We start from the raw sequence: 24,141 nt of genomic DNA, 5'->3' as shown, positions 1-24,141 counted from the left end.
CGCAATGTCGACGCCCGTGCCGTCGCTCTTCACCCGAACCTTTACGTTGTAATCCACTACCCGTTTGACCGGTACCAAGACCTTCATGCGGAACTCCCTTGAATCAAAAAACCGGGCGGCCTGCCGTCATACGGCACTCGCCGCCCTCGAAGATACGAAATGACCTGCCATCCATTTGCGAACCGCCGCGCACACTCACTCGCGCACCGATCAGCGAACTCACTCCCGACGTTACTCGATTTCACGTCCCTTCGTCTCGGGTAACAGGAACGCCGTAATCAACACGACGCAGTAGGCGCCACCGGCAAACATGCCGATCGCGGTACCCAGACCGCTCGTCTTGGCCAGATAACCGACCAGACTCGGAAACAACGCACCGATGCCGCGTCCGAAGTTATACGCGAAGCCCTGCGCATTCGCACGCACGGCCGACGGAAACAACTCCGTGAGATATGCGCCCATGCCGCTGAAAATGCCCGACGCCGCAAACCCCAGCGGGAAGCCGAGGATCAGCATCTGATCGTTGGTCAACTGGATTTGCGTGTAAGCGTAGATACTCACGCCCGAGAGCACGGCGAAGATCAGCAGGTTCGCGCGGCGGCCCAGCCGGTCCGTCAGATAAGCCCCTGTCAGGTAGCCGATGAACGATCCGAGGATGATCACGAGCAGGTAGCCGCCCGTGCCGATCACCGACAGATGCCGTTCCGTCTTCAGGAACGTGGGCAACCACGTCGTGACGGCATAGTACCCGCCTTGCACGCCCGTGCACAGCAGCGCCGAGAGCGCCGTCGTCCTGATCAGCGACGGCGAGAAAATCGCCCATGCCGACGTGCGTTTATCGGCGGATTCTTCGCGCTTGCGCGTGCGCTCGAACAATGCCGGTTCGGGCACGTTCTTGCGGATGAAGAGCACAAACAACGCCGGAATCACCCCGATCCAGAACAGCACGCGCCACGCATACTCCTCCGGCAGGAACGAGAACGACACCGTGTAGCACAGCGCCGCCACCGCCCAGCCGATGGCCCAGCCGCTTTGCACCGTGCCCACGGCACGCCCGCGATACTCGGTGCGCACGATCTCGCCCATGAGCACCGAGCCGACGGCCCATTCACCGCCGAAGCCCAGGCCCTGCAACGCGCGCAGCACGAAAATCTGCTCGAAGTTCTGCGCAAAGCCGATGAGCACCGTGCAGACGGAGAACCACAGAATCGTTACCTGAAGGATTCGCACCCGCCCGTAACGATCCGCGAGCACCCCCGCGAGCCAGCCACCGATGGCCGAGAACAGCAGCGTGACGGTCGCGAGCATGCCCGCCTGCCCCTTGTCGATGCTGAACACCGTGATCAGCGTCGAGATCACGAAGGTGAACACCATGAAGTCGAGCGCGTCGAGCGCCCACCCGCCGAACGCGGCAACAAACGTGTGCCGCTCGGTCTTGTTCATCTGGCGATACCAATTCATCTTGTCTCCTTTTGAACCTCAGGAACAGCGAGAGCGCGACATGCGCCCGATATCGGTAAACCGCAAACCGCGCCCCCACCAAGACATCGAGTGGCAGGGTGGTCGGGCAGCGGCCTGCAAAGCCGTGTACGCCGGTGCGGCCTCAGTCGGTCTTCGGAAAGCCGTACAAACGGGCCGGGTTGTCTACGAGAATACGACGACGCGTGCCGGCGTCCGGCGCCCACTGCGGCAGCAGATTGCGCAGCGCGCCGGTGTTCGGCATGCGCGTGAGTGACACGTGCGGCCAGTCGCTTCCCCACACCATGCGGTCCGGCGCATCGTCGATCAGCGCCTGCGCGAACGGCGTCACATCGTCGAACGTCGGAAAACGCTCGCTGATTCGGTACGCGCCCGAGAGCTTGACCCAGTACCCGTGATCGCGCACGAGCGAGCGCAGCGCCGAGAAGCCCGGCGAACTCAGTCCTTGCGCGACGGGCGTATGCCCCATGTGATCGACGATCCCCGGCACCGGCAGCGACGTCATGCGCGGCATGAGCTCTGGCAGCGCATTCACATCCATCAGGAACTGCATGTGCCAGCCCAGATCCTTGATGCGATGCGCCAGCGTCTCCATCGCCGCGAAACCGATGCCACCGCCGAACAACACGTTGATGCGCAGACCGCGAACCCCTGCCGCGTGCATGGCTTCGAGTTCGGCATCGGTCACATCCGGCGACACCACGGCGATGCCACGCAGGCGATCCGGGTGACGGCGCAGCGTCTCGAGCATGTAGCGGTTGTCGGTACCGTAGACGCTGATCTGCACCAGTACGCCATACGTCATGCCCGTGGCATCGAGCATGGCGAGGTACTTGTCTTCAGGTGCGGGGGGTGGCGTGTAGCTGCGCTCGGGCACCATCGGGTACGCATCGCTCGCGGCCACCACATGCGCATGCGTGTCGACGGCGCCGCGCGGCACCTCGAACGTGGGTGGATCGATCTCCGGCAGCGGCCCAGGACACAGCGGCGCTCCGGCGGCGGAAGTTACGGTCATGTCGACTCCTCAGGAGGCGCGAGGGCGACCGTGACAACGTCGGGCTCACGCCGGGTAGAAACGTCAAGCAAAGGTCAAAGCGAAACCGTCGACCCGGGACAACCGCCTGAGCACCAACGTGCCGGCGCCCGCCCGAGGATGAAGCGTTACAGCAGCTTGCCGGGATTCATGATGCCGGCGGGATCGAACACAGCCTTGATCTCGCGCATCAGACGCAATTCCAGCGGCGACTTGTACTTCGCGAAGTAGTCGCGCTTGAGCTGCCCGATGCCGTGCTCGGCGCTGATGCTGCCGCCAAAGCGAGCCACTTCGTCCAGCACTTCGGCCGTGATCGCCTCACCGTGCTTCGCCATGAAATCGGCCGGCTCGCCCGCCGGACGCGAGAGGTTGTAGTGCAGGTTGCCGTCGCCGAAATGGCCAAAGATGAACGGACGCACCTGCGGGCACACGCGACGCACGCGCGCCTCCGCGCTCGTCATGAATTCGGGGATGCATTCGATCGGCAGCGACACATCGTGCTTCAGATGCGGCCCGTCGGCGCGCTGTGCCTCGGAGATTTCCTCGCGCAGCTTCCACATTTCCTCGACCTGACCGAGCGTGGACGACACCACGGCGTCTGCGCACAGATCGCGCTCGATGGCCGTCTCGATCACCCGTTCGAGCAATGCGTTCAGTGCCTGCTCGTCGGCCGTATCGGCGAGTTCGACCAGCACGTAACCGGCATGACGCTCGCCGAACGGGGCACGCACCCCAGGCACGTGGGCCATGACGAGATCGACGCACTCGCCGGTAAAGAACTCGAACGCCTGCATGCGCGGCCCGCATTCGGCGAACAGCAACTCATAGAGTTCCAGCGCCTGACGCGGCGACGTGACCGCCGCGATCACCACCTGACGCACCGGTGTGGGCGCGTACAGACGCAGTGCCGCCGCCGTGATCACGCCCAGCGTGCCTTCGGAGCCAATCAGCAATTGTTTGAGGTCGTAGCCTGTGTTGTCCTTGCGCAGCGTGCGCAGGCCATGAAGGATCTCGCCATTCGGCAGCACGGCTTCGACACCGAGCACCAACTCGCGCGTCATGCCGTAACGCACGACGTTCACGCCGCCGGCGTTCGTCGCAAGATTGCCGCCGAGCTGGCACGAACCTTCGGCCGCGAGGCTGAGCGGCAGCAGCCGGTTGGCCTCGCGCGCGGTACGTTGCAGGTCTTCGAGAATGCAACCGGCTTCGGCGACCAACGTATTGGCGATGGTGTCGAGACTACGCACGGCGTTCATGCGATCGAGGCTCAGCACCACGTTCTGCTCGGACTTGTCGGGCGTGGCGCCACCGCACAGCCCGGTGTTGCCACCGCGCGGCACGACCGGCGTGGCAGTGCTCTGGCACAGGGCGAGCACGTTGGCGACGTCCTGCGTCGTCCGCGGACGCACGACGGCCTGCGCATGACCGCGATACATGCCGCGCCAGTCGGCGAGCCACGGCGCGATGTCGTCGGAAGAAGTGAGCACGCTGTCGGCGCCGATGGCGTCGATCAGGCGTTGAGCGAAAGCGGTGATGGTCATAGATTCACGCGTCGGGGGTTACGGTGTGGGGATGGCGCCTGAGGAGGCACACACGCTCAGGCAGGATTCACGCAGGTTCACGGCTGGATCGGCGCAATGGCGCCGGTGATGATGTCGCGCCCGGGCAACGTCAGCCCAAGCCGCGCAGACGCCCGCAACAAATGCGAGAGCGACGCCGCTTTCGCGAGCAGCGGATCGCGCGCCTTGATGGCGTTGAAGACCGCCAGGTGTTCCTGATGCACCTGCGCGGCGAGCCCTTCGTGGCGCAGCGTATTCGTGCGCGCCGCCTGCACGACCTGACGGATTTGCAGGTTCAGGTATTGCAGCAGATCGGAGTAATAGCGGTTGTGCGTGGCGCGCGCGATGGCGACGTGGAAGGCGGTGTCGAACTCCACGCCGTTTTCGGCATGGTAGAGGTTCGTCTCCAGCTTCCCGAGAATGCTCTCGAGCTCCCGAATGTCTTCGTCGGTATGACGCACGGCGGCGAGCGCTGCGGCGGTACTTTCCAGATCAAGGCGAAGTTCGTAGACGCTGGCGAGGTCGGCGGCATTTTGTCCGACCGGCACCTGAAACCCGCTCTGCGGCGTGCGCGCCTTCACAGTCACGCCCGCGCCCTGACGGCTGTCGATCAACCCTTGCGCGCGCAGCCGTTCCGTCACCTCGCGAATCACGGCGGGACTCACGCAGTACGTCTCGGAAAGCTGCTTGCCGGTCGGCAGTTTGGTGCCGACGGGATACACGCCCTGCCGGATGGCATCCAGCAACTGCTGTGCAACCTGCTCGGTCAGGGTCCTGGGTTTGGCAGCCATGCGTTCAGATCGTCCGATACTTTTCAGGTTTGCATGTTATCTGAAAACTTTTCTTGCGAAACATCGCGTTAACCCTGATCTCATCAGTCAGGCGTCGCGCCCTCTCCCATTTTCCAACAAAGCAAAAGCGGCGACGGAGACTCGCTCCGTCGCCGCCTTCGGTGCCCGCAATGCCTTAGCTCGACGTCCGCATTCGTACGCGATCGACGGGACTCAGAAGCCGATCAGCGCTTCCGTCACGTGGCCGACGTTCGGCGGCGATGCGAAGCACTCGCTCACCAGTGCGCGCCATTGGGCGAAAGCTTCCGAGTTGCGGAAGTGCACCGTGTGGTCTTCCAGCGTTTCCCAGGTCACGACGAGGCTGTAGTGCGTCGGTTGCTCGATGGACTTGAGCAGACGCATGCCGTGGCAGCCCTTCGAGCCCTTGAACAGCGGCGCAGCCTTGGCGACACCTTGTTCGAACTCGGCTTCCTTGCCGGGCTTCACTTCGATCTGGGCGATTTCAAAGATCATGGTTTTCCTCTGAGATTTGTCCGTGGTCGTGCAGTTATCGATGTTGCGATCCGATGCAACATCGCCATTTTTTCTACGTTCGCTGTTTGCTCGCTTGCGCCGCGTGATGGCCCGCCGGGGTTCGGCGTCGTCGCGGGATCGTCGGCAACGGACCGGAGTAGCGCCCCGTTGCCGCGAGAACGCTCGATTCTATACCGCGCGTTCGTGACACGCATCGCGTACGCCATCGCCATCCCCTACCGACGCTTTCACGGCGCCCGCCACCGGCCGGGCAACCGTTCGTGCACGACGATCGGTCATTGCTGCGCACGAGAGCACCATGAGCGTGCACCAAATCCCCCGCGGCATCGAATCACCAGATAAAACACCCATGTAAATCAAAGCGATAAATAAATCTGGCATCGCTCTTGCATATCTTCATTTCTCCTCACGTTTGCACCAAAAGAGCACATTCATGCCCAATTCCAATACACCCGGCGACGTGCTGTTCCTGCTGCTCGGCGCGATTCTGGTTCTTGCCATGCACGCCGGCTTTGCGTTTCTCGAACTCGGCACCGTCCGCAAGAAGAATCAGGTCAATGCGCTGGTCAAGATCCTGACCGACTTCGCCGTTTCGGGTCTCGCGTACTTCTTCATCGGTTATCCGCTCGCGTACGGCGTCGATTTCTGGTCGAGCGCCACCGTGCTGTCCGAGCACAACGGTTACGCGCTGATCAAGTTCTTCTTCCTGCTGACGTTCGCCGCCGCTATCCCGGCCATCGTCTCGGGCGGCATCGCCGAGCGCGCCAAGTTCCACCCGCAGTCGATAGCCACGTTCTTCCTCGTCGGCGTGATCTACCCCTTTTTCGAGGGCATCGCCTGGAACGGTCACCTCGGCATTCAGGACGGGCTCACGCGCACGCTTGGCGCTCCGTTTCACGACTTCGCCGGTTCGGTGGTCGTGCATGCAGTCGGCGGATGGATCGGGCTGGCAGCGGTGCTGCATCTCGGGGCGCGTCGCGGACGCTATAACGGGCAGGGTCAGGTGGCGGCACATCCGCCGTCGTCGATCCCGTTCCTCGCGCTCGGCGCGTGGATTCTGATCGTCGGCTGGTTCGGCTTCAACGTCATGAGCGCGCAGCGCGTGGGCGGAATTTCCGGTCTGGTGGCGGTGAACTCGCTGATGGCGATGGTCGGCGGCACGCTCGTCGCGATGTGGGTCGGCCGCGACGACCCCGGCTTTATCCACAACGGCCCGCTCGCGGGGCTCGTGGCGGTATGTGCCGGCTCGGACGTCATGCATCCGCTGGGCGCACTGGTCGTCGGCGCTGTGGCGGGGGGGCTTTTCGTGTGGCTCTTCACGGTGACGCAGAACCGTCTGCGCATCGACGACGTGCTCGGCGTCTGGCCGCTTCACGGCGTATGCGGCATCTGGGGCGGTCTGGCCGCAGGCCTGTTCGGCCAGACGTGGCTCGGTGGTCTAGGCGGTGTGAGCTTCGTCGCGCAGGTCGTCGGCACGCTGATGGGCGTGGCCATCGCCTTTGCCGGGGGCTATGTCGTGTACGGCGTCATCAAACGCGTAAGCGGATTGCGGCTCGACGACGAGCAGGAGTACTACGGCGCCGATCTCTCGATCCACAAGATCACCGCAACGCCCGAGCGCGAGACGAACTGGTGAGGTGAAAGCGAACAATTGAAGTTGTCCGGAAACAATTGAAGTTGTCCGGCACGATTGGGCGAGTCAGTGCAGGGCTGCGTGCGACATTCGCTCCTGATACATCGAGAATTTGTCGAGAACCACTTTCGCGAATTTGGCTTTAATGCCGCCCAAATGGCGAGTAGAGGGTGCTCCGGTCCGGTTGCATCCGTCAGCGGCAAGAATCCGCCCCTTAAATGTGGTTTTCCAAGTTAAGGGGCAGATTCTTGCCGATTGTGGCGGAGCACACCGCTCAACGGAAACGATTGCCGACCAAGGCGTTGTGTCGCGACATACTTCTTGGGAAGTTCAGAAGCGATAGCCTTGGACCGGATTATTTACTGCTCATCAGCCAAGCCATGTTCGACGCCTCGTCTACGACTCGATAGATGAGGTAAGTTTCAAGGTCCGGAAACAGCGATTCAGCCAAGTAGGTGCGCTTCTCTTTGGAGGGGCGGCCCTCGGTGAATTTAGGATGCTCGCAGAGTGCCTTGGCGTGCTCACGAACAAGCGCCTTCATCTTCTTGTTTTCTTCGTCGTCCTTGCGCTCCAGCGCAACGTAGACATGCGATTTGAGTTCCTCGGCCTGCTTCTTCAGTTCGGTGTACCACACGGCATCGGCGTAAAGTGTATGCAGCACACCATCCACGACGAAGCTGGCCATCAGGCTACCTATCTCACCAACGTGGCCCATCTCGCGAATGAACTGCTTGACCTCGGCATCAAGCATCAACGCGTTGTCATCTTCATCGTCTTCATCAATGTCCCACCAACTCTCGAGGTCTTCCTGGGGGGCAAATGTCACTGCAACTAGATACATGGCAGTTGGCTTACTGTGCACCAACAAGGTCACGAACGCCTGAAAATCCAAGCTGACGGTATATACCGTCGCTGCGGGAATTTTCACGACGGTGTGCATTACTAACGTGTTGCCATTCTCTGCGGCCGCCACGATTTGCGCACGTTGTTCATCTAATGTGACTTGCGACATTGCGAGGCCCTTTCGTTCGTCAGCCGATGAAAGCTCGTTGATTACAGGCGCACTACATTGATAGCATCGCCCAATGTGTCGCGAGCGAGTGCTTCCATGTGATGGTGGTGGGTCAGGAAAATCACTTGGGTCTGTTTGGCAAGGGACGCCATTGCCCGCAGGCCCGCAGCCGACCGTGAGTCGTCGTAATTGACGAAAAGGTCATCCGCAATGAACGGTAGCTTGGCCGCCTGTTCCAGGCGAATTTCCAAAGCGGCCAAGCGTAGCGCAAGGAAGAGCTGGTCGCGGGTGCCGTCGCTCATGCCCGAGATGCCAACGTGTTTGCCGTCAGGCCGGCGGCCCTCCAACACCATGGGGTGCTTGTCGAAATCCACGACCAAGCGCTCAAAGGAACCTTGAGTCAGTTCCGCGAATATTGCGCTGGCTTTGGCCAACATCGGCCCCTGCTTATCCTGACGATAGCGGTCAATGGACCAGCGCAGCAATCGGGCAGCAGTGAACACCTTCACGTAGCGCTCGGCTGCATCGGCCATTTTCGACAAGGCCTCTTGCCGCTGGCCCTCGGCCTGCGCCGCCACATCTGAACCGCCAATGGCAGTTAGTTTGGACTCTGCGGTAGCCAGTTCAGCAGATAGCGTTTCCTGGCGCTCGACGACAGTCATGAGGTCGCCGGACAATGCGGCAATATCTGTGGCAATATCCAGCACGTTCGCCGCTGCAATCTCAGCCTCGATGACTTGCCTCGATTGACCATCACCGCCCTCTGTAAGTTCGCGCCTTAATCGGGCGGCGTCCTCCAGCAATCGGCGCTTTTCATCGGATTGGGCGATGCATTCAGCCAAGGCCTCGCGAGTAGATACGCCAGCCCGCTCCTTCAATGGCTCGATAACGGCTTCTGCTTCTTGCTTGGCCGTCTCCAGCTCTGCAACCTGCTGCTCCGCCGCTCCCAGCGCGGCATTTAGTCGCTCTCGCTCTTTTCGCGCTTGACTGGCCAGTTGTACCTTAATGACAAGTTGCTGCACCGCCTCCGCAGGGTCCTGGCCGTCCAGTGGTGCGGCAATAGCATCGCACAACGCGTCGACATCCTCGGCAAACAAGGAGAGGTCGGCTTTCATCGTATCGATGCGCTCCGCCTGAATTTGGCAAACCTTGCGTGCCTTTTCCTCGATTTCGCCAATCAATTCTAGGGCACCTTCGACGGTTCCGGTGTCGAAAGCAGCGTCCAGTCCCGCATTCGAAAGCGTGGCAGCCCAATCGTCACCCCACGAGGCCATCTCCTTTGTGGCCTCGGCCAAGTCATCTTTGAGCGCCACGTAAACTTCGCGAGCTGTGACCAACTGGCCATTCAGTTCGTCTCGACGTCCTTTGACGCCATCCGCTTCAGAAATGAGATGTTCAGCTTGAATGCACAACGCGCTTAAGTTCTCATCGCTCACCTGAGCAACCCCATTCTCCTCAAGGACGGTGCGCAACTCCTGAGTCGCGTTCCCTAGGGCGTTCAATGCGGACTGGGCGTCCTTTTGGACTTCAAGAAGAGCGTGGCCGCGCTCAAGCGCAACACCTTTCTTCCGAATCCAGTCTGAAGCATCTTCGAGCGGCAGACCGTCTAGGCCCGCTGCCGCGGTTAGCTCGCTCCATTCGGCGGAGAAAGTGCCCAGCTGCCCTTTGGCCACATCGAGCTGGTGCTCAAGGCGGGTTTGGGCGTGTTGCTGTCGTTCAAGCTCATCTTTGCGCGATTGAAGTTCTGCCACGTCTTCGACGTTACTCAAATGAGTGTCCGCCAGCGTATCCGCATCCTGCATCGCCGATTCGAACTGTTCGGCATCAGCCTCAAAATTAGCTGTTCGTTGTTTGACGAACGCCCATTTCTCATCGCGCTCAAATCGCGCTTGCACCACCATCGCATAGGTGGTGGGATGTCTCGATTCCGTGAATTGATTTACCCGAAGCGAGGCTTCGCCGACAGCAGAAATCTGTTCCGACAGGTCCTTGGACAGCGATTTGACCTGCGCGTCGAGATTCTGTCGTTCACGCAACCGGTGTGCGAGAGCCTCGTCGGAAGGGAACTGGAGCTTTGAGAGGGCCTCGAAGTCCATGCGCCAAACGCCTAGCGCTCTCAGGGCCGTCTCAAGCCCAGCTTCAGCTTTTTCGACCAGAACACGTTGCTTTTCTTGAACCTGTGCGGGGTCGCCCAGGGATTGCGCCTTGCGTAAAGCGGCCCGTAGCCCAGCGGTTACTTTTGCTTCGCACAAACCGTTCAACTTGGCTTCAAGCGACTGAATATCGGCCTTCTTTGCTCGCTCAGAGGACTCCGCTGCCTTGAGGGATTGCTCAATCCCGCTGGCTTTCCTTGCAAGTTCACCGAGCTTACGACGAGTCAACAACGACGGTAGTTTGAGCAGCAAGTCTTCTTCTGCTTCGTAGGTCCATTTCAATTGGAGGCATGCTCGGCGAACCTGCCCCTGAAGCGCCTGAATTTCGCTTTTTCGTCGTTCGATGTCCCTTGCATATGGCTCGTGCCGGACGCGTCGCGCCTCCAGTGCGGCAATGCGCTGTTCGGCGCTCAGCAGGGATTCGTCTACAGAAATCGCCGACAGCGATTCCCTGGCGGCAGTCACCTCGCCCTTACGAATCTTCAGCACGGCTTCCGCGCGAGCGATGTCGCGTTCTGCTTGGCTCAGTGCTTGAGCTGAATCTTCCGGCAGGTCGGTCGATTCTTTCAACAATTCCAGCGCTGCATCGTTTTGACGGAGTGCATCAATCAGTGGCGCCAGTCGACGCACACGCTCGAGTCGCGCTCGACGCATATCGAGTTCGCGCCAACTCGCCCGCGCTGACTCCAGAGATTCCCGTAACGTCTCGACAGCATTGTTGGCGTCGGCCCAGACCTTCGTACGGACCGAGGATTTCTTGAGAGCGTTATTCGCCAGCTCAAGTTGGTCGGCAGCGGCGTAGTAAGCGCGCTCTGCTGACTTTCGGGGCGCCCAAAGCTTGTCAGCCTCCGTGGCCAGTTGGTCTCGTACTGCTCCCAGGCTCGCAACCCCAGCAGCAGATTGGAACAGGATTCGGCCAATATCACTCTCAGCATTCAGGATGTCATTGCCGCCTTCAACCAGTCGGAAGTGGTCAAGCCCGAACATGCGGTCAAAGAAGTCCCGGTCAATACCGCCCAAAAATGGCCCCAGTGCCGAGTCAGGCAACACACCGTCGGCGGGGGTTCTGAGCGTCTGCCGTTGGGCCTTGATTCGGACGAAGTCCAGTGACGTCTCGCCATCGCTGATGGACGCTCCCAACTTGAGCTCATTCAATGGATACAAAAAACCATGCGGCGAGCGCACGGGAATACCAAAGAGTAAGTCGAGAATCGCCGCTCTCAGCGTCGATTTGCCGGCCTCATTCGGACCGACGATAAGATGAAAATCAGTTGTCGAGCCGGGGAACTCAAGTAACCGTTCAGAGAACTTGCCGAACTTCAGCAGGTGGAGCCGTTGGAAGCGCATCGCCGCTACTCCGTCTTCTCAAGATGGGCTAGCAAACCTGCGCGCGCCTCATTGACCAGTGTGCTCAGATTCCCTGCTCTGATTTCGGGAAAGTAAGCAATCATTTGTTGCAGCTCAGGCGGCGCCTTGGTCACCAGGCCAAGCAGCTCCTCCTGAAGGGTCTTCAAGAAATCGTCGTCTCCCTCGGCGGTTGCCAGCAGTTCACTAAGGTCAGACAGAGCATCGTGTCTCGCCCTAATGGTCTCCCCGTCGTCTTTCATGGCGGTCCGAACCCGCACTTTCTCAATCCACAAACGGTCGGGTGCCAGCGCTGCGGCGACTCCCAGCACTTCCTGGCGGAGCTGCGTCTCTTCCCCGAACAGGTCTCCATGCGCTGCCGATTCGCCAACCAACGTCACCCTCATGGCATAAGTCAGGCTGCCGCCGGCATCATCCAGAAATTGGGTCAGCTCGCGCTCGACTGTTCGGATGGAGGCGACCAGCGACTCGCATGCGGAGACGTCCACGACCAAGTCGTGCCACCGTAAAACGTCAACATATAGGCGTTCAAGCGCTCGCTGGCCTGTGCTGTCCACGCTCACCAGAACAGCACCCTTGGCCCCTGTTTCCCGAATATGCCGACCCTGCAGATTGCCAGGAAACACGACGGTCGAAGGTCCCTCCCACACCCGATGTTCGTGCACATGACCTAGGGCCCAGTAGTCGTAGCCCTTCGCATGCAGCTCATCCAAACTGCAGGGAGCATAGGGGGCGTGCGCAGTATTGCCTTCAAGCGCCGTGTGCAACACCCCAATGTTGAACATGCCGGGTTCGGGCGCCGGATAGCTTGTGACCAGATTTTCATATGTCGCTGCATCTTTGAAGCTGCGACCGTGTAACGCCACCTTGAGATGCTCAATGCGGAAGGTAGAACACTTCCTGGCCCCGAATCCGTAGACGTTATCCGGTAGCTGCAATTGCTTGGTCATCTCGCTTTCGGCGTCATGATTGCCATAGAGGAGATACACCGGAATATTCGCTTTTTTCAGGCGTCCCATTTCCCTGGAAAAGTAGATGCCTGTGTTGTGGTCTTTCCACGGTCCATCGTATAAGTCGCCTGCAATAATCATGAAGTCGACTTGTAGCTCAATGGCCTCATTGACCAGATTGGTGAACGCGGCACGCGTTGCCCCTCGAAGTAGGTCTGCTGGGGCGTCCTGATAAGAGCTCAGACCAACGAGAGGACTGTCGATATGTATGTCTGCCGCATGAATGAATCGCAAGATTTTCTCCATTTAAGCTTTTCGATAATCGGATTCAACTCATGTGGTGCACGAAGCCCCGACAATTGAAGACGAATTGCAGTGGACGACAAAACTTCTGGCTTGACGGTCGAAATTTAAGGCAGTGTCTGAACCCGTTCTTCCATTGAGCTCGGAGGTCGAGACGCTGCAGCAGTCATATATCCGCACGTAACTGCTCCTATCGATTAGATTTATCCTCTCGCCGCACGGATGTCGTTGCGTCTTCCAACAACCAACAGCCTCCACGATTCGAGCTTCTCGATGTCCTCACCGAGCTCATCTGGTTGCGGAATAGGTAGCCTGCCAACCCTGACGGCGGCATCGTGCTCGAACTTCGAGCTTTTGGTCATCCCAGCCTCTATCGCGCGGTAGTCGTCATCCGAAACGGTGACCTCTTTCAACTTCTGTGTCGAGACACCCTCGCCGAAGCGTTGAATCGCTCCATTGAAAAGGACCTCTTCCACGCATCGCTCCCAGGCAAGACGTAAATCACCATACGCACGCGCCGTGAGGGCTCGATGCTCATCTTCGTCTCCAGCGGCATACGCCTTGCGAATCTCCACAAGCATCTGCCGGAGCTTGCCAACGCGATTTTTTGTCCCAAGCACGTCGAAAGGAAGTCCCTCGGAATGCGCGCCGAACCCATCGCCGGTACGGCGAATGTAGTTTGCTTGGAGCGTGGCTTTGAGCTCATCGGCCTTCTGCTCAAGAATGCACAGGAAATAGATGTCATGCGTGAACACGATGACCTGCCGCTTGAGTGACTCTTCGACCAGGCGCTCTGCGACTTCCCAACGGCGGCGATGGTCGAGTGACGAGACCGGGTCGTCGAAGACGATGCCACCGAGGCCGCCACCGAGCTTGGTTTCTGCAAGGAACGACGCGATGGCGATAGCGCGCTGCTCGCCTTCACTGAGAATTGAAGCCGGCGTCGCGTTTCCCGGCAATTGGAGCGTGAGCTTGAATTGCGTTCGGCCGCCTGGTGATTCGGGCTTCATGACGACCTGCAGCTCATGACACTTCAACCTCTTCAGCTCATCGTTCAGCGTATCAGCCAATTCCTTACTTGCGAGGGTCCTGGACAGGTCGGTGGATTTTCGGGAAATCCCGCGCGTGTCCATGCCGTCTATGCACTTTTGCAACTTCGCGCAATACTCGTATTTCGAAATTGCTTCCAGCACGGCATCCTTTACCTCGCGAAGCTTGTACCTTGCGTCGAGTTCCGCTCGCTCGGCGACCAGCTTTGCGCGAGCGACCTCGTCGGCCGATGCTTCGAGGGTCTTTGCCTGAGCTTCCAGCGCGTCGGCAACCTCTCCGAGTCGGACCGCAGCGTCGTTCTGCGCTGCGGACACGCTTTCCCATGGCAAGGTACCCCCGGAGGCAAGTAACGCTTCGGATTGCCGGGTCTTCAAACTGGCTTCCGATTGCTCGCAGAGCGGCAACAGTTGTGCGTCCAGCGTGTTCAGCTCCTCTTTCAACGCTGCATCAATGGGGAATTCTAACGTCGCAGTTTTTATCGCGTTGTACGCGTCCTTCGCCAGCTTTCTCGCGTCCTTGGCAGCTTGCTCAACCTTGTCCTTGATAAACGCATCGAAGCGACCAAGCCTGCTTGCACCTTCTGCGCCCAGGTCGTTCTGGCAGAGAGGACACTTGGCATCTTCCGGAAGAGCAGAAATCTGGTGGCCCGCGTGGGAGATGGCTGCGAAGTCGCGAGCCACCTCGAACAGCGTCTTCCACTCCTCGCCACCAGTGCCAGGCAGCTGACCCGGCTCACTTTGGAATGCTTCCGCGGCGGCGTCAGCGACTTTCTTCGCGACGTTCGATTTGCCGATAAGCTCCTGGAGATTCTGGAGCTTTTCGACGGAGACAATCCCGAGCTTCGTCTCAATCTGCGTCTTCAGCCCCTTTACGCGGAGCGCCTTGCTTCGAATCTCTCGAGCTTTCGTCTTCGGGTCCGTTTCGGAAAGCGTCTTCGTCAAAACTTCTCGGCGTTCGACGTCCTCGTCCGACAGCGCGGCCAGCGTCGCAATCTCTTCTCTTAAGGTCTTCTTGGAGATGCCGCTGAGTGCGCGACCGACAGCGGTGGTCTGGTTGATGAGCGTAGCGTACGCCGCATCGCTCGGTGACGAGTCGGCCTTCTCTTTCGTTGCGCGGGCCTTCAACTTCCCACACAGCGTTACCAACCCTTCGAGAATATCGAGCCCGTACGGCACGTAGGCAAAATCACCCTGGTTATCGATATACGCACGCGCACAGTGGGTGTCGAAGATTGAGACGTCGGCCAACAGTTCGGGGGGGGCTGCACGATGCTTCCACACGAAATCGACCATCGTGCCATCGACGAGGGTCTCAAATACCGCCTGTGCAGTGCCGACATCCTTCGGGTCCAGACGCGCGTTTGGCAGGATAGGCTCCCTGCGGTCCCGCGCGCGGCACGCGTGCTTGAAAATTCTGGAGTAACCAGATTTTCCGGCTCCATTTTCGCCGTAGATAACTGTCAGGCCAGTAGGCGAAATCGGAAGTCGACCGCCTTCAACCAACGCGTTGACGTGCTGCAACTCCTTAACGGCCACAATCTGAACGAGTCGGGTGGAATTGGTCTGAGGGGCGACCTCGGCGCTCTCCAACTTCTTGGCCACTCGGCCATTCTCGTCAGGGATACCCGCTTCAACCTTGGCAAGCGCATAGATGTCCTCGATGTCCTCGGGCGACAGCTCTCGATTTGCGTAAAGTCGGGCAATAGCGTCTTGCTGCCAAGCCGAAAGAGTCTTAGACCACTGGTAGATTTCTTGGATGATTGTCACTGCCCCCCCTTAGGTACTCATCGCGAGCGAAACAATTCCGTTGGTTAGTATTTGAAATGGGCGCTGCGCTTTTGATGCGATACTTTCCTCATTGAGGATGTATGCCTCATGCAGTTCGACTTATTCTTGAGTTCGCCCCGTATCTGCCGAGCTGAATCAATGAGCTAGCGAATACCTCTGCAATACCGGCTCTAGAAAACTGGAAACATTCGTGTATGCCGTGCGTAGAAGAGAACTGTAATTCCTCATACTGAGCAATCGGAATCTGTCTGTTGTTCTTGAAGCGCCGGTCCGGGGTTCCATTCTTATTGACGAAACGCCAAGTTTGACCGACAACCTGGGAGTCAGGCGGAACACGCTCCTCCTCGATGAAGCGAGTCAACCGAGTGTCGATTTTGAGAGAACCATAGGTGCACACAGCCACATGTCTTCCGCTAACGACGAAAACTCGGTCTGGGTAAAAGTAAAACAAGTTGCGGCCAGCAGCCAGGCAAGGAACGTCGATGTTGCATTTGACGTGTTTCACGCCGCCAGTGCGAAGCTCTGCGGCTTTCCGCTGCAACGTTCGTCCTGCCCCAGCGTTGTATCGACCATCCAAGACTTGCCCACTCGCTAAGATGCGCCATGAAGCCCGACAGGCCCTCAACGCAGCGAAGCCGTCCAAGACACGCTCATATGTCCGCTCCGCGCTATTGTCGAAATCATAGAAGAGAACCGTGCTGCGGCGGGCTTCGTCCCACATGTACAGCCAGTAGCTACTAACGACGACAGCAACCGATAGAACCCCCAATGCCCCTATCCATAAAGGATTTGGATTAGCTCTCACGGACAATACGTTGAACCACAGGACGCAGAGCAAGACCAGCGGCCAATACCACACAGCAAACTTGCGACGCTTACTGTTGATTTCCTCGACCAAGTCGGCGGAATCCACGTCGGAAAGTTGTCGAACGTCTGCGGACTGGATAACCTGAAGTGGCGCTACAGTAGTACAACCACTAGAGATGAAACGCTGCCCCTGTCGCGGCTCAGACTCATCAGGAGAGGTTGGCACCGTTGGCATCGAATCTTGGGTTCCACGAGGGCGCACCGGCCCCATGGATTTACGGTATGTGAACCCACCTCCTGACATCGAAACGTAGTTGCCACGCGGACCAGTTCCGACTCGAAATCCTGGCACCCCGACTGATACTCCAACGCCAGAACTTGAAAGATTGAAGCGAAATGGCCCGGCTTTAATCGATTTCCTGAACGACAGCCCCACAATAGTTCCCCGTAGACACAGTAGTTGATATGGGCCGGAGTACGACCATGAGGCTCACCCCAGCCGTCGTCATGCGAATCAAAAAATTTAGCTAGACTCCGGGTGACTCACTTCATCAAACGCACCGAACCACCGTCAACAATTACCATTGCCTGAAGCCTTCCGTGGACGAGCGCTCGAGAAATGCGGGCACCGGCTTCCGCAGTTGTCCTGGCCACGCCCAGCAATCGGCACACAGCCTTTGCCAATCCGTCCTGCGAAGTGCTGCCTTGCTGTGCGAGGACATACACGGCAGCATTGCCCAGTTCTTCGAGCGCAATCTCGTCGATACTTCGGCGTGCTTCGGTGTCGACTCCGGGCACACGAAAACCTTCCCAAGTGCTCGGATGAGCGTGTTCTGGCCAGTAGAAAGTCGCGCCAGTGTCGTTCGTACGAGCTAAATGCCTAGGCACCAGTGCGCTCAGATGCGCTTCGATGCGGCTACCTACCCGAGACAGTCCCCAAGCTCGCGTTACGCGCTTGAATACCACTGCTTGTGACACTGGACCTTCCGTTTGAATTACCTGGACCAGTTGACCGGCTAGGGTCGACATTGAGCTGCTTTCATAGAAAAGGTCCGGATTGCCTTTACTCAGACTAACCACTTCATATTCGGGAAGCTGCGCGACAGAAGCAACCGACTCCGTGACCGACTCGGCTCCAGCGAATAGAGTGTGCGACTCTTCCGCGTAGGTCGTTGCGTCGGAAGGGTCAACGGTTGGCTCGTCCTCGGTGGGCACGGTCGCTACCAATTCTTCCAGCCTGGTCAAAAGCTTTCGCATCGGCTCGTCGGGATTGAGCCACCAGTCGGTCGACCAGATTCGATACAGTTCCCAACCAAGTCCCTCAAGGACATGCTGGCGGAGCCGGTCGCGGTCGCGAGCCGTTGCGCCCGAGTGATACATGGCGCCGTCGCACTCTACACCCAGCAGATAGCGACCGGGCGCACGCGGGTCGACCACGCCAATATCAATCCGGTACCCAGACACGCCGACCTGCGGATGAACTGTCCACCCCTTCTCGCGAAGCGCAGAAATAACTTGCCGCTCAAACGGACTGTCGGGCTCCCTCCCGGTCGGCAAACTTTGTTCAACTAGGGCACGCGGACCGCGGATGGCGAATTCGAGATAATTCTTCAGGTCTCGAACGCCGGCAGCACGGACACGCGACAGGTCAATCTGCTCGGGTAACAACGTACTGAAAATTACGACGCCAACACGGGCACGCGATACGGCTACGTTGAGGCGTCGGTGGCCACCTTCCAGATTCAGCGGACCGAAGTTGAGACTGACCTTACCCGATGCATCAGGTCCGTACGTGATGGAGAAGAAAATGATGTCGCGCTCATCACCTTGAACGTTTTCCAGGTTCTTAATGAACAGCGGTTCCTGCGCCGCTTGTGCAATCGCTTGGTCCAGTTGTTGAGATGCTCGACGCCGCTCGTCCAGCATCCGCTCAATCAGGCTCTGCTGCGCTTGGTTGAAAGTCACCACACCAAGAGTTAGTTGCCGCTTCGCTGGGTCGAGGTAATGCTGTTCTATCGCCTTCACAATGGCATCGGCTTCCGCCCGGTTAGTCCTGGAGCCGCCGCGGTCGTAGACGCCCTGGACACGTTCGAAGCGCACGCTCTGGTCGTTTGTGACAGGCGATGGGAACGTGACAAGCTCATTGTCATAGTAGGTGACATTGCTGAAGGTAATCAGCCCTTCATGTTTGCTTCGGAAGTGCCAAGTCAAGCGCAGTTCCGGGAGGCCGATACTGAGGCACTCGTCCAGGATGCTCTCAAGGTCCTGAACGTCGTCGCCATCCGCGCCATCTCCAGAGTCATCTGACCGTGAGAAGAAACTGGTCGGAGGCAGTTGCTTCGGGTCGCCGACGCAGATGAGCTGCTTGCCGCGAGCAATGGCACCGACGGCATCCCACACCGGAATCTGAGAAGCCTCGTCGAAGATGACAGCGTCGAACTGGGCGTGCGACGCGTCCAGATATTGAGCGACCGACAAAGGTGACATCAGCAGGCATGGCTTCAACCGAGTCATCAGACTCGGCAGGTTTTGTACAAGTTGCCGAATTGGCATGTGCTTGCGCTGCTTCTGCAGTTCTCGTCGCAATTTGCCCAGCTCAGAATCTGCACCGGGAGCAACCTCCACTCCTGCGGGAATCTGGCCGGCAAGCTTGGCCGCGATATATTGCTGAGTCAGCTTCTGGAAACGCTCGTCGGCCCCCTTGAACTCGACAATCTTGCGGTCATGCTCGGCACTCGCAAAGTTACAGAGCACGGGTTCCCGGTCAATCGCCTTGCGCAGCCACCAACTCTGGTAGCTATATTCGAAGAACGTTGCCACGCTAGATAGCGGCGCCTCGTCTGCCTCCAATGCATCCACGATTCCCTGCAATCCGCTGCTTATTGCATTGGTGCGAGATTTTCGCCACAGGCACCAGGGCTGCAATTGTCGCGAGGCAGATTGCCAACCCTGGAGTAGGCTCAACACACGGGGAATCACACTAGCCGCAGTTGGGTCTAAACCGAGTTCAGCCTGGCAGTGCCCAAGCTCAACAATTTGACGAAGTTGGGCCTTGAAATCTCGGTAGCAGTCTCGGTACGACAGCAAACTTGCGCCAAGCGGCATGTCCGCCTTCAGCATGCTCCGGTTATCAGAAACAAGTGGTTGTAGCTTCGTGCGAAGCGTTTGCGCCAGTTCGATGTCACTGCCCGCAATAGCCGTTACCGCGTCGGCAAAGGATGTTGCCCACCTTTCCGCCGACTCAACGGCAGCCCAGTCCGTCTTCGACGCTGCGAATGTCTCCTGTAGCAGCCTTGTTGCATCGTGCGACATGGCCTCGATGGCTTTGTCTTCGGCGTTAACGGCTGTCAGTGCCGTAATGACGCTAGGCACATCCGCTCCTTGCGGGCGACGCTGGTCTTGCCGATACAGGCGCAGCTTTCCGGTAACTGCACGCTGAGCAAGCAGGCTTTTCGGCCACCAGGTATTGGTTGCTGCCGCCCATTGCAGCTTCAGTTCGGATGCGTTTAAGGTGGCGGCGTCCTCCACATAGTATTTGCTCAGCGGCTCCCACGCCTGATTACGTGCCAAACCGTGCTGTCGCAAACTGGCCAACCGGTTGCGAGCGGACTCGTCATGCGCGGTACGGGCAACATCGACTGGCACGGTGGGTGCGGCAGAAAGTACGTCGGCCAGTGCATCGAACTTGCCCAGCCCATTCAGGGAGAACGCAATCTTGGGAAGACTCAGCTGATTCAGCAGATTTGACGCGGCTTCGTCCAGCTTCTTGATTTGAGTTTCGAACTTCGAAATCGCATCGAGAAACTCCTGCTGCCACGATGGCGTCCACTCAGTTCTCTCAACTACTGCCAGCGGATGGTTCTGCAAGCCACTCAACTGGCTAGCCAATGCTCCCATCTGGCGGCAGGTTTCGCGCATGGCCTCGAGTTGAGTACGGTCGTGCACATCCGCATCGGCCCATGGCATCGTGCCAGGTCGCCATTCCATATACTGCAGGCTGGTTCCGATGGCATCGTAAATGGTCAGGTCGTTCGGATGGATGTGATGCAGCGCACGCGCGACTCCGTTGAGGTCTGCTCGAAGCGTCAGTAGCCGTTCCGACTCCCGCTCCCAATCCTTCACCGTGCGTGTGCCGGCCGCATCGAGCGCGACGCCGAGTTGCTTCAGAACATCTGCTTTCTTCGCCTTGGACGAATGCAGCTCGAGACAAAATGGCCCCAATCCGAGGCTGCTGAGCCGACGATGTACCACTTCCAGCGCAGCCATTTTCTCCGAGACAAACAGCACGGTCTTCCCAGTAGCCAGCAGGTGCGCAATCAGGTTCGAGATGGTCTGACTCTTGCCTGTACCAGGCGGGCCTTCAATGACAAGATTCTTGCCTTCGGCTGCGACGCAAACCGCGCGCAACTGCGATGAGTCCGACAGCAACGGAGTGAACAGGTCTTGCGGCCGGAATTTTTCGTCCAGGGTGCCAGGTTCAAAGCCTGTTGCACTGTCAGCAAAGGCCTTGCCCGGGTTGTTAATCAAATGTGCAACAACGCTGTTTTCCTGAAGCTGCTTCTGGCGGTCCTGGAGGTCCTTCCACATCAGATATTTCGTGAACGAGAAGATACCCAGATGGACCTGTTCCTTGACCTCCCACCCCTTCAACTCAGCTACATGCAGGCGGAAGGTCTGCAGAATCCCATTGACGTCTATGCCATGGTCATCTGCGGGCAAGACGTCAAATGACGGCAGCTTTAGGCTGAAATCCTGTTGCAGCTTCTGAAGCAACGTCGGATTCACTAGCGCGTCGTCATCGTGGCGTGACAGGCGGAAACCACTTCGGACAGACTGGCGCGTCAATGTAACGGGAATTAGCAGAATCGGAGCGAGGTGGCTGGATTCCGCATCTTTACTCTCTTGCCATTCCAGCATGCCGAAAGCCAAGAACAGAGTATTGGCACCGCCTTCCTCCATGCCTGTGCTGGCCGTCCGGAATATCTCGAGCAGCCGCCCTTCCAGCGCTTCTTCGTCCACGTCCGTCACAATTTCATTACGGCCGAGGGCGTCAGTTGCGAGGTCATCTATCGCAGCCGTACCATTCCGCCCAGCGTACACGTTGGCGTCGCGACCATCAGAACCGGACATCAGCTTCGGCTTCGCCCGAACGCGGAACTCTCTCCCATCCGCAAGCCTGTCTTCCAAAGCACTCGGGTCGGGGCAGATGACCCTCAGCGAAGACTTCGTTGGCTTGAAATTCAGAAGCTTGTTGCGGAGCGTCAGGTCGAGCAGCTTGCTCTTCCATTTTGCCAGGCGCCCCTCTGGAGTTTCAGGCGTAACATCATCGCGTAAGGGTATTACGACGGGGTCCAGTCGCGGCAGCGGTGGGACGACTTCGATGCCGGGCGTTTCCGCCTTAGCAATCAGAACATTCTGTTCGCCGGTCTGCGATGAACGAGACGGAAGCGGGCGAATCTGAACTTCGCGTGCGCGCCGAACATCGACGGCATATGCGAACTCGGTTTCGTCATTCAGATGTTCCTCACCACGCGAGCAGGCCCAACGGAGGGACGGTTTCTGTCCGCCGGCCACGCCGGTGGTTTCGAAGACCATGAACTCGCCGGATTTCACTCGCTTGCGAACTGCCTGAACATCGTCCACCAAAGCGGTCGGGAAACTGGTCTCTATCAGCCAGACACCAACCCAAGCGTGTCCGTCCTTAAAAAGCACGACGGGATGCAGTCCCGCTTGCTCCAAACAGGAGGCGAAAAGCATTGCAAGGTCCAGACACGTCGCAAGCTTGGTGTCCAGAATGCGTTCCGGCGTACGGATTTTCTGACCGTCATTTCCGAACGATGCCGGAGGATTTGAATATTGAACGTCTTCGGCAACTAACGTGCTGTAGATGGCCGATACCTGTTTCCAGACTCTCTCGCGATTCTTGGACTGGTATCCATCCATGGACAGGTCGACCGAGGTCTGACGCAGCAACCCAGATGCCCGTGCGAGCAGCTTGTCCACAACTCTCGAGTTCGGCATGCAAAACGCGGCGAGCAGCTCGGGTAACGACCGCGTACCGGCCCACTGGTCGTAGGCGAGCACATCAATGTCATGCGTCGCCGTTACGAGTTCCGTTTCCTGGACGCGCAGCGTCGCTGTGATGACGGCTCGCTCAGACTCGTCGAGCTGGCTGAAATACTGATGGTCCGGACGCAGGTCGACTGGTGCGATGCGGCGGCTCTCGCCAGGCGCCAGCGCCTCGAAACGGAAGCGAGCACTCTCGGCAAAAGCCGGCACACATCTGACGAGTAGTTCGACGTCGGAGAGTGTCGTCTCACCATCATTTATGACTAGAATTTCACGGATGACCGGGACGTTGTTCTGGATTGCGGCATACCCAATGGTCGAGTCCGCAACAATCTGAACACTCGGTCGCGTTGTGTCCGTGATAGTCGTCAACTCCTCAGCATCGTCTTCCTTTCCCTGCGTCATTACCCCGTTCCTCACAATCTATTTTTATATTCAGCCGAGTCTGAATTACCCCAGAGAATAACATTCTATTTTAATTTCGCAATTAACCATCAGATTTCTTCGTACTAAATATCAAATACCGTCCGTCACGCGTGCCTGCTCTATGAACACACGTCATCAGTGCATCCAAAAAAACGGGGCAATCCCGTGTTTCTCAGCACATGACGCTCAAATCTCAAATGCTCTCGGATGCAGCTTGAGCTTCGCTTTTTTAATTTGCGCCTGAGACAACGTCAGCCACTTCAACAACGAATTGTCACGAACGCTTATGAGGAAGTCCCTATACCCGCCCGGACTCGTTCTTTTGATGAATCTTTGCAGTTGCACGTGCGCGGTATAGACATCGAGTAAATTGTTGGAGCGATAAATCTCAGGTGTGGCCTGCGACTTTTCCAGATTGATAATGTGGTTTACGTCGTTTTCCGAAAGCTCACGGGTCTGCAGGAACTGGGCATAGATTCTTGCTAATGGCTGGTACTGAATCCCCGATTGGATACCTGGGATTTTGGCTACACGGTCCATGCGGAGCATTATGTAGCGCTTGGCGAATGCTAGAGCCTTTTCGCTATCTGTAGCTTTGACCATGTAGGAATTTCCGCCAGCCCCGCCACCGGTCCCACCATCACCATCCCCCGCTTCCAACGTGAAATCTCGCGTCGTGAAGTCGGGAATGCCGCGCAGGAGTGACTTGTCGGAAATTACGTACTGAGTGCACGTAGGCCCGAAGGGATGTTCCTTCCCAGTTGTTTCATCGAGGAGAATGGTAGCTGTATCAGTCTTGAAGCCATGCTGCCGCCCATTGTCCGCAATACGAGTGCATTGCGTCCCTGGGTCAACGAAGTCGATTCGTACTGGAATATACGTCATACCACCCCTAGAAATCTTTAGTTAGAGAGGCCCAGAGATTGGCTGGCGAGGGAGCGGTATCATCGATTTTGAAAAGTTTCAAAAGTGATGAAACTCCGTAATACCAAGCGGGCAGAGCCCAGTCTAACGAGGTCGCCAGCACATCGCTCGGGTAATTTCCATGCCCGTAGAGTTACGGGCAGACAACAGTTTGCTTCTAAGTAAAGTCTTGCCGTAACGCCGTCCGCCCGACGTCTCCCCCGATTTGAGTAGCGCGGCGATTTAGAGTCCAATCACGTCGTCAGGAGATTGGACATGAAGAAGCG

General features: G+C 58.2%; 13 protein-coding genes and 2 pseudogenes. 1 reads left to right on the top strand and 14 read right to left on the bottom strand.

Translation table 11 applies throughout. The annotated features are described in order from the left end of the window. From PCA20602_RS25375 to PCA20602_RS25350, 6 genes and pseudogenes are all read right to left on the bottom strand, one after another. Positions 1–87: pseudogene (locus PCA20602_RS25375) on the bottom strand (electron transfer flavoprotein subunit beta/FixA family protein); the annotation flags it as partial. Positions 88–231: 144 nt separating this feature from the next. Then, entirely contained in the window at positions 232–1,461 is a 1,230-nt protein-coding gene (locus tag PCA20602_RS25370; RefSeq protein ID WP_150723553.1) for an MFS transporter, read from the bottom strand. A 142-nt stretch (positions 1,462–1,603) separates the two neighbouring features. After that, positions 1,604–2,494, bottom strand: coding sequence for an amidohydrolase family protein (locus PCA20602_RS25365; protein WP_150723552.1), 891 nt, complete (start codon positions 2,492–2,494; stop codon positions 1,604–1,606). 146 nt (positions 2,495–2,640) lie between these two features. Next, positions 2,641–4,053 (bottom strand): FAD-binding oxidoreductase, encoded by a 1,413-nt coding sequence (locus PCA20602_RS25360; RefSeq protein WP_150723551.1) that lies wholly within the window; start codon positions 4,051–4,053, stop codon positions 2,641–2,643. A 77-nt stretch (positions 4,054–4,130) separates the two neighbouring features. Next, positions 4,131–4,862, bottom strand: coding sequence for a FadR/GntR family transcriptional regulator (locus PCA20602_RS25355; protein ID WP_150723550.1), 732 nt, complete (start codon positions 4,860–4,862; stop codon positions 4,131–4,133). A gap of 213 nt (positions 4,863–5,075) precedes the next feature. Continuing rightward, the gene (locus PCA20602_RS25350) at positions 5,076–5,375 is read right to left on the bottom strand and encodes an antibiotic biosynthesis monooxygenase family protein (protein ID WP_069343718.1); all 300 of its coding nucleotides are present in this window, start codon (positions 5,373–5,375) and stop codon (positions 5,076–5,078) included. Between the two features lie 454 nt (positions 5,376–5,829). On the opposite strand from PCA20602_RS25350, the gene PCA20602_RS25345 reads away from it, so the two are divergent. Beyond that, positions 5,830–7,032, top strand: coding sequence for an ammonium transporter (locus PCA20602_RS25345; protein WP_150723549.1), 1,203 nt, complete (start codon positions 5,830–5,832; stop codon positions 7,030–7,032). A gap of 352 nt (positions 7,033–7,384) precedes the next feature. Here the strand turns inward: PCA20602_RS25345 and PCA20602_RS25340 are convergent, their stop codons facing one another. From PCA20602_RS25340 to PCA20602_RS25310, 8 genes and pseudogenes are all read right to left on the bottom strand, one after another. Further along, complete coding sequence (locus tag PCA20602_RS25340; RefSeq protein ID WP_150723548.1) at positions 7,385–8,041, bottom strand: hypothetical protein; 657 nt, start codon at positions 8,039–8,041, stop codon at positions 7,385–7,387. A 41-nt stretch (positions 8,042–8,082) separates the two neighbouring features. After that, positions 8,083–11,541, bottom strand: a complete 3,459-nt coding sequence (locus PCA20602_RS25335; protein WP_150723547.1) for a YhaN family protein — start codon at positions 11,539–11,541, stop codon at positions 8,083–8,085. Between the two features lie 5 nt (positions 11,542–11,546). Beyond that, positions 11,547–12,803 carry a metallophosphoesterase family protein gene (locus tag PCA20602_RS25330; protein ID WP_150723555.1) on the bottom strand — a complete coding sequence of 419 codons (1,257 nt, stop codon included), beginning with the start codon at positions 12,801–12,803 and terminating at the stop codon, positions 11,547–11,549. A 212-nt stretch (positions 12,804–13,015) separates the two neighbouring features. Continuing rightward, the gene (locus PCA20602_RS25325) at positions 13,016–15,628 is read right to left on the bottom strand and encodes an AAA family ATPase (protein ID WP_150723546.1); all 2,613 of its coding nucleotides are present in this window, start codon (positions 15,626–15,628) and stop codon (positions 13,016–13,018) included. A gap of 106 nt (positions 15,629–15,734) precedes the next feature. Further along, the gene (locus tag PCA20602_RS25320) at positions 15,735–16,562 is read right to left on the bottom strand and encodes a hypothetical protein (protein WP_246182340.1); all 828 of its coding nucleotides are present in this window, start codon (positions 16,560–16,562) and stop codon (positions 15,735–15,737) included. Between the two features lie 183 nt (positions 16,563–16,745). After that, a pseudogene (locus PCA20602_RS26445) lies at positions 16,746–16,892 on the bottom strand (DUF4236 domain-containing protein); the annotation flags it as partial. 107 nt (positions 16,893–16,999) lie between these two features. After that, a complete protein-coding gene (locus PCA20602_RS25315) occupies positions 17,000–22,930 on the bottom strand; it encodes a DUF3320 domain-containing protein (protein ID WP_150723545.1) in 5,931 nt (1,976 codons plus the stop codon). A 207-nt stretch (positions 22,931–23,137) separates the two neighbouring features. Next, on the bottom strand, positions 23,138–23,836 hold the full coding sequence (locus PCA20602_RS25310) for a hypothetical protein (RefSeq protein ID WP_150723544.1): 699 nt from the start codon (positions 23,834–23,836) through the stop codon (positions 23,138–23,140). Between the last annotated feature and the right edge of the window lie 305 nt (positions 23,837–24,141).

This window comes from Pandoraea capi (assembly GCF_902459735.1).
GTDB lineage: Bacteria > Pseudomonadota > Gammaproteobacteria > Burkholderiales > Burkholderiaceae > Pandoraea > Pandoraea capi.
This window is presented reverse-complemented; position numbering and strand designations above follow the sequence as displayed.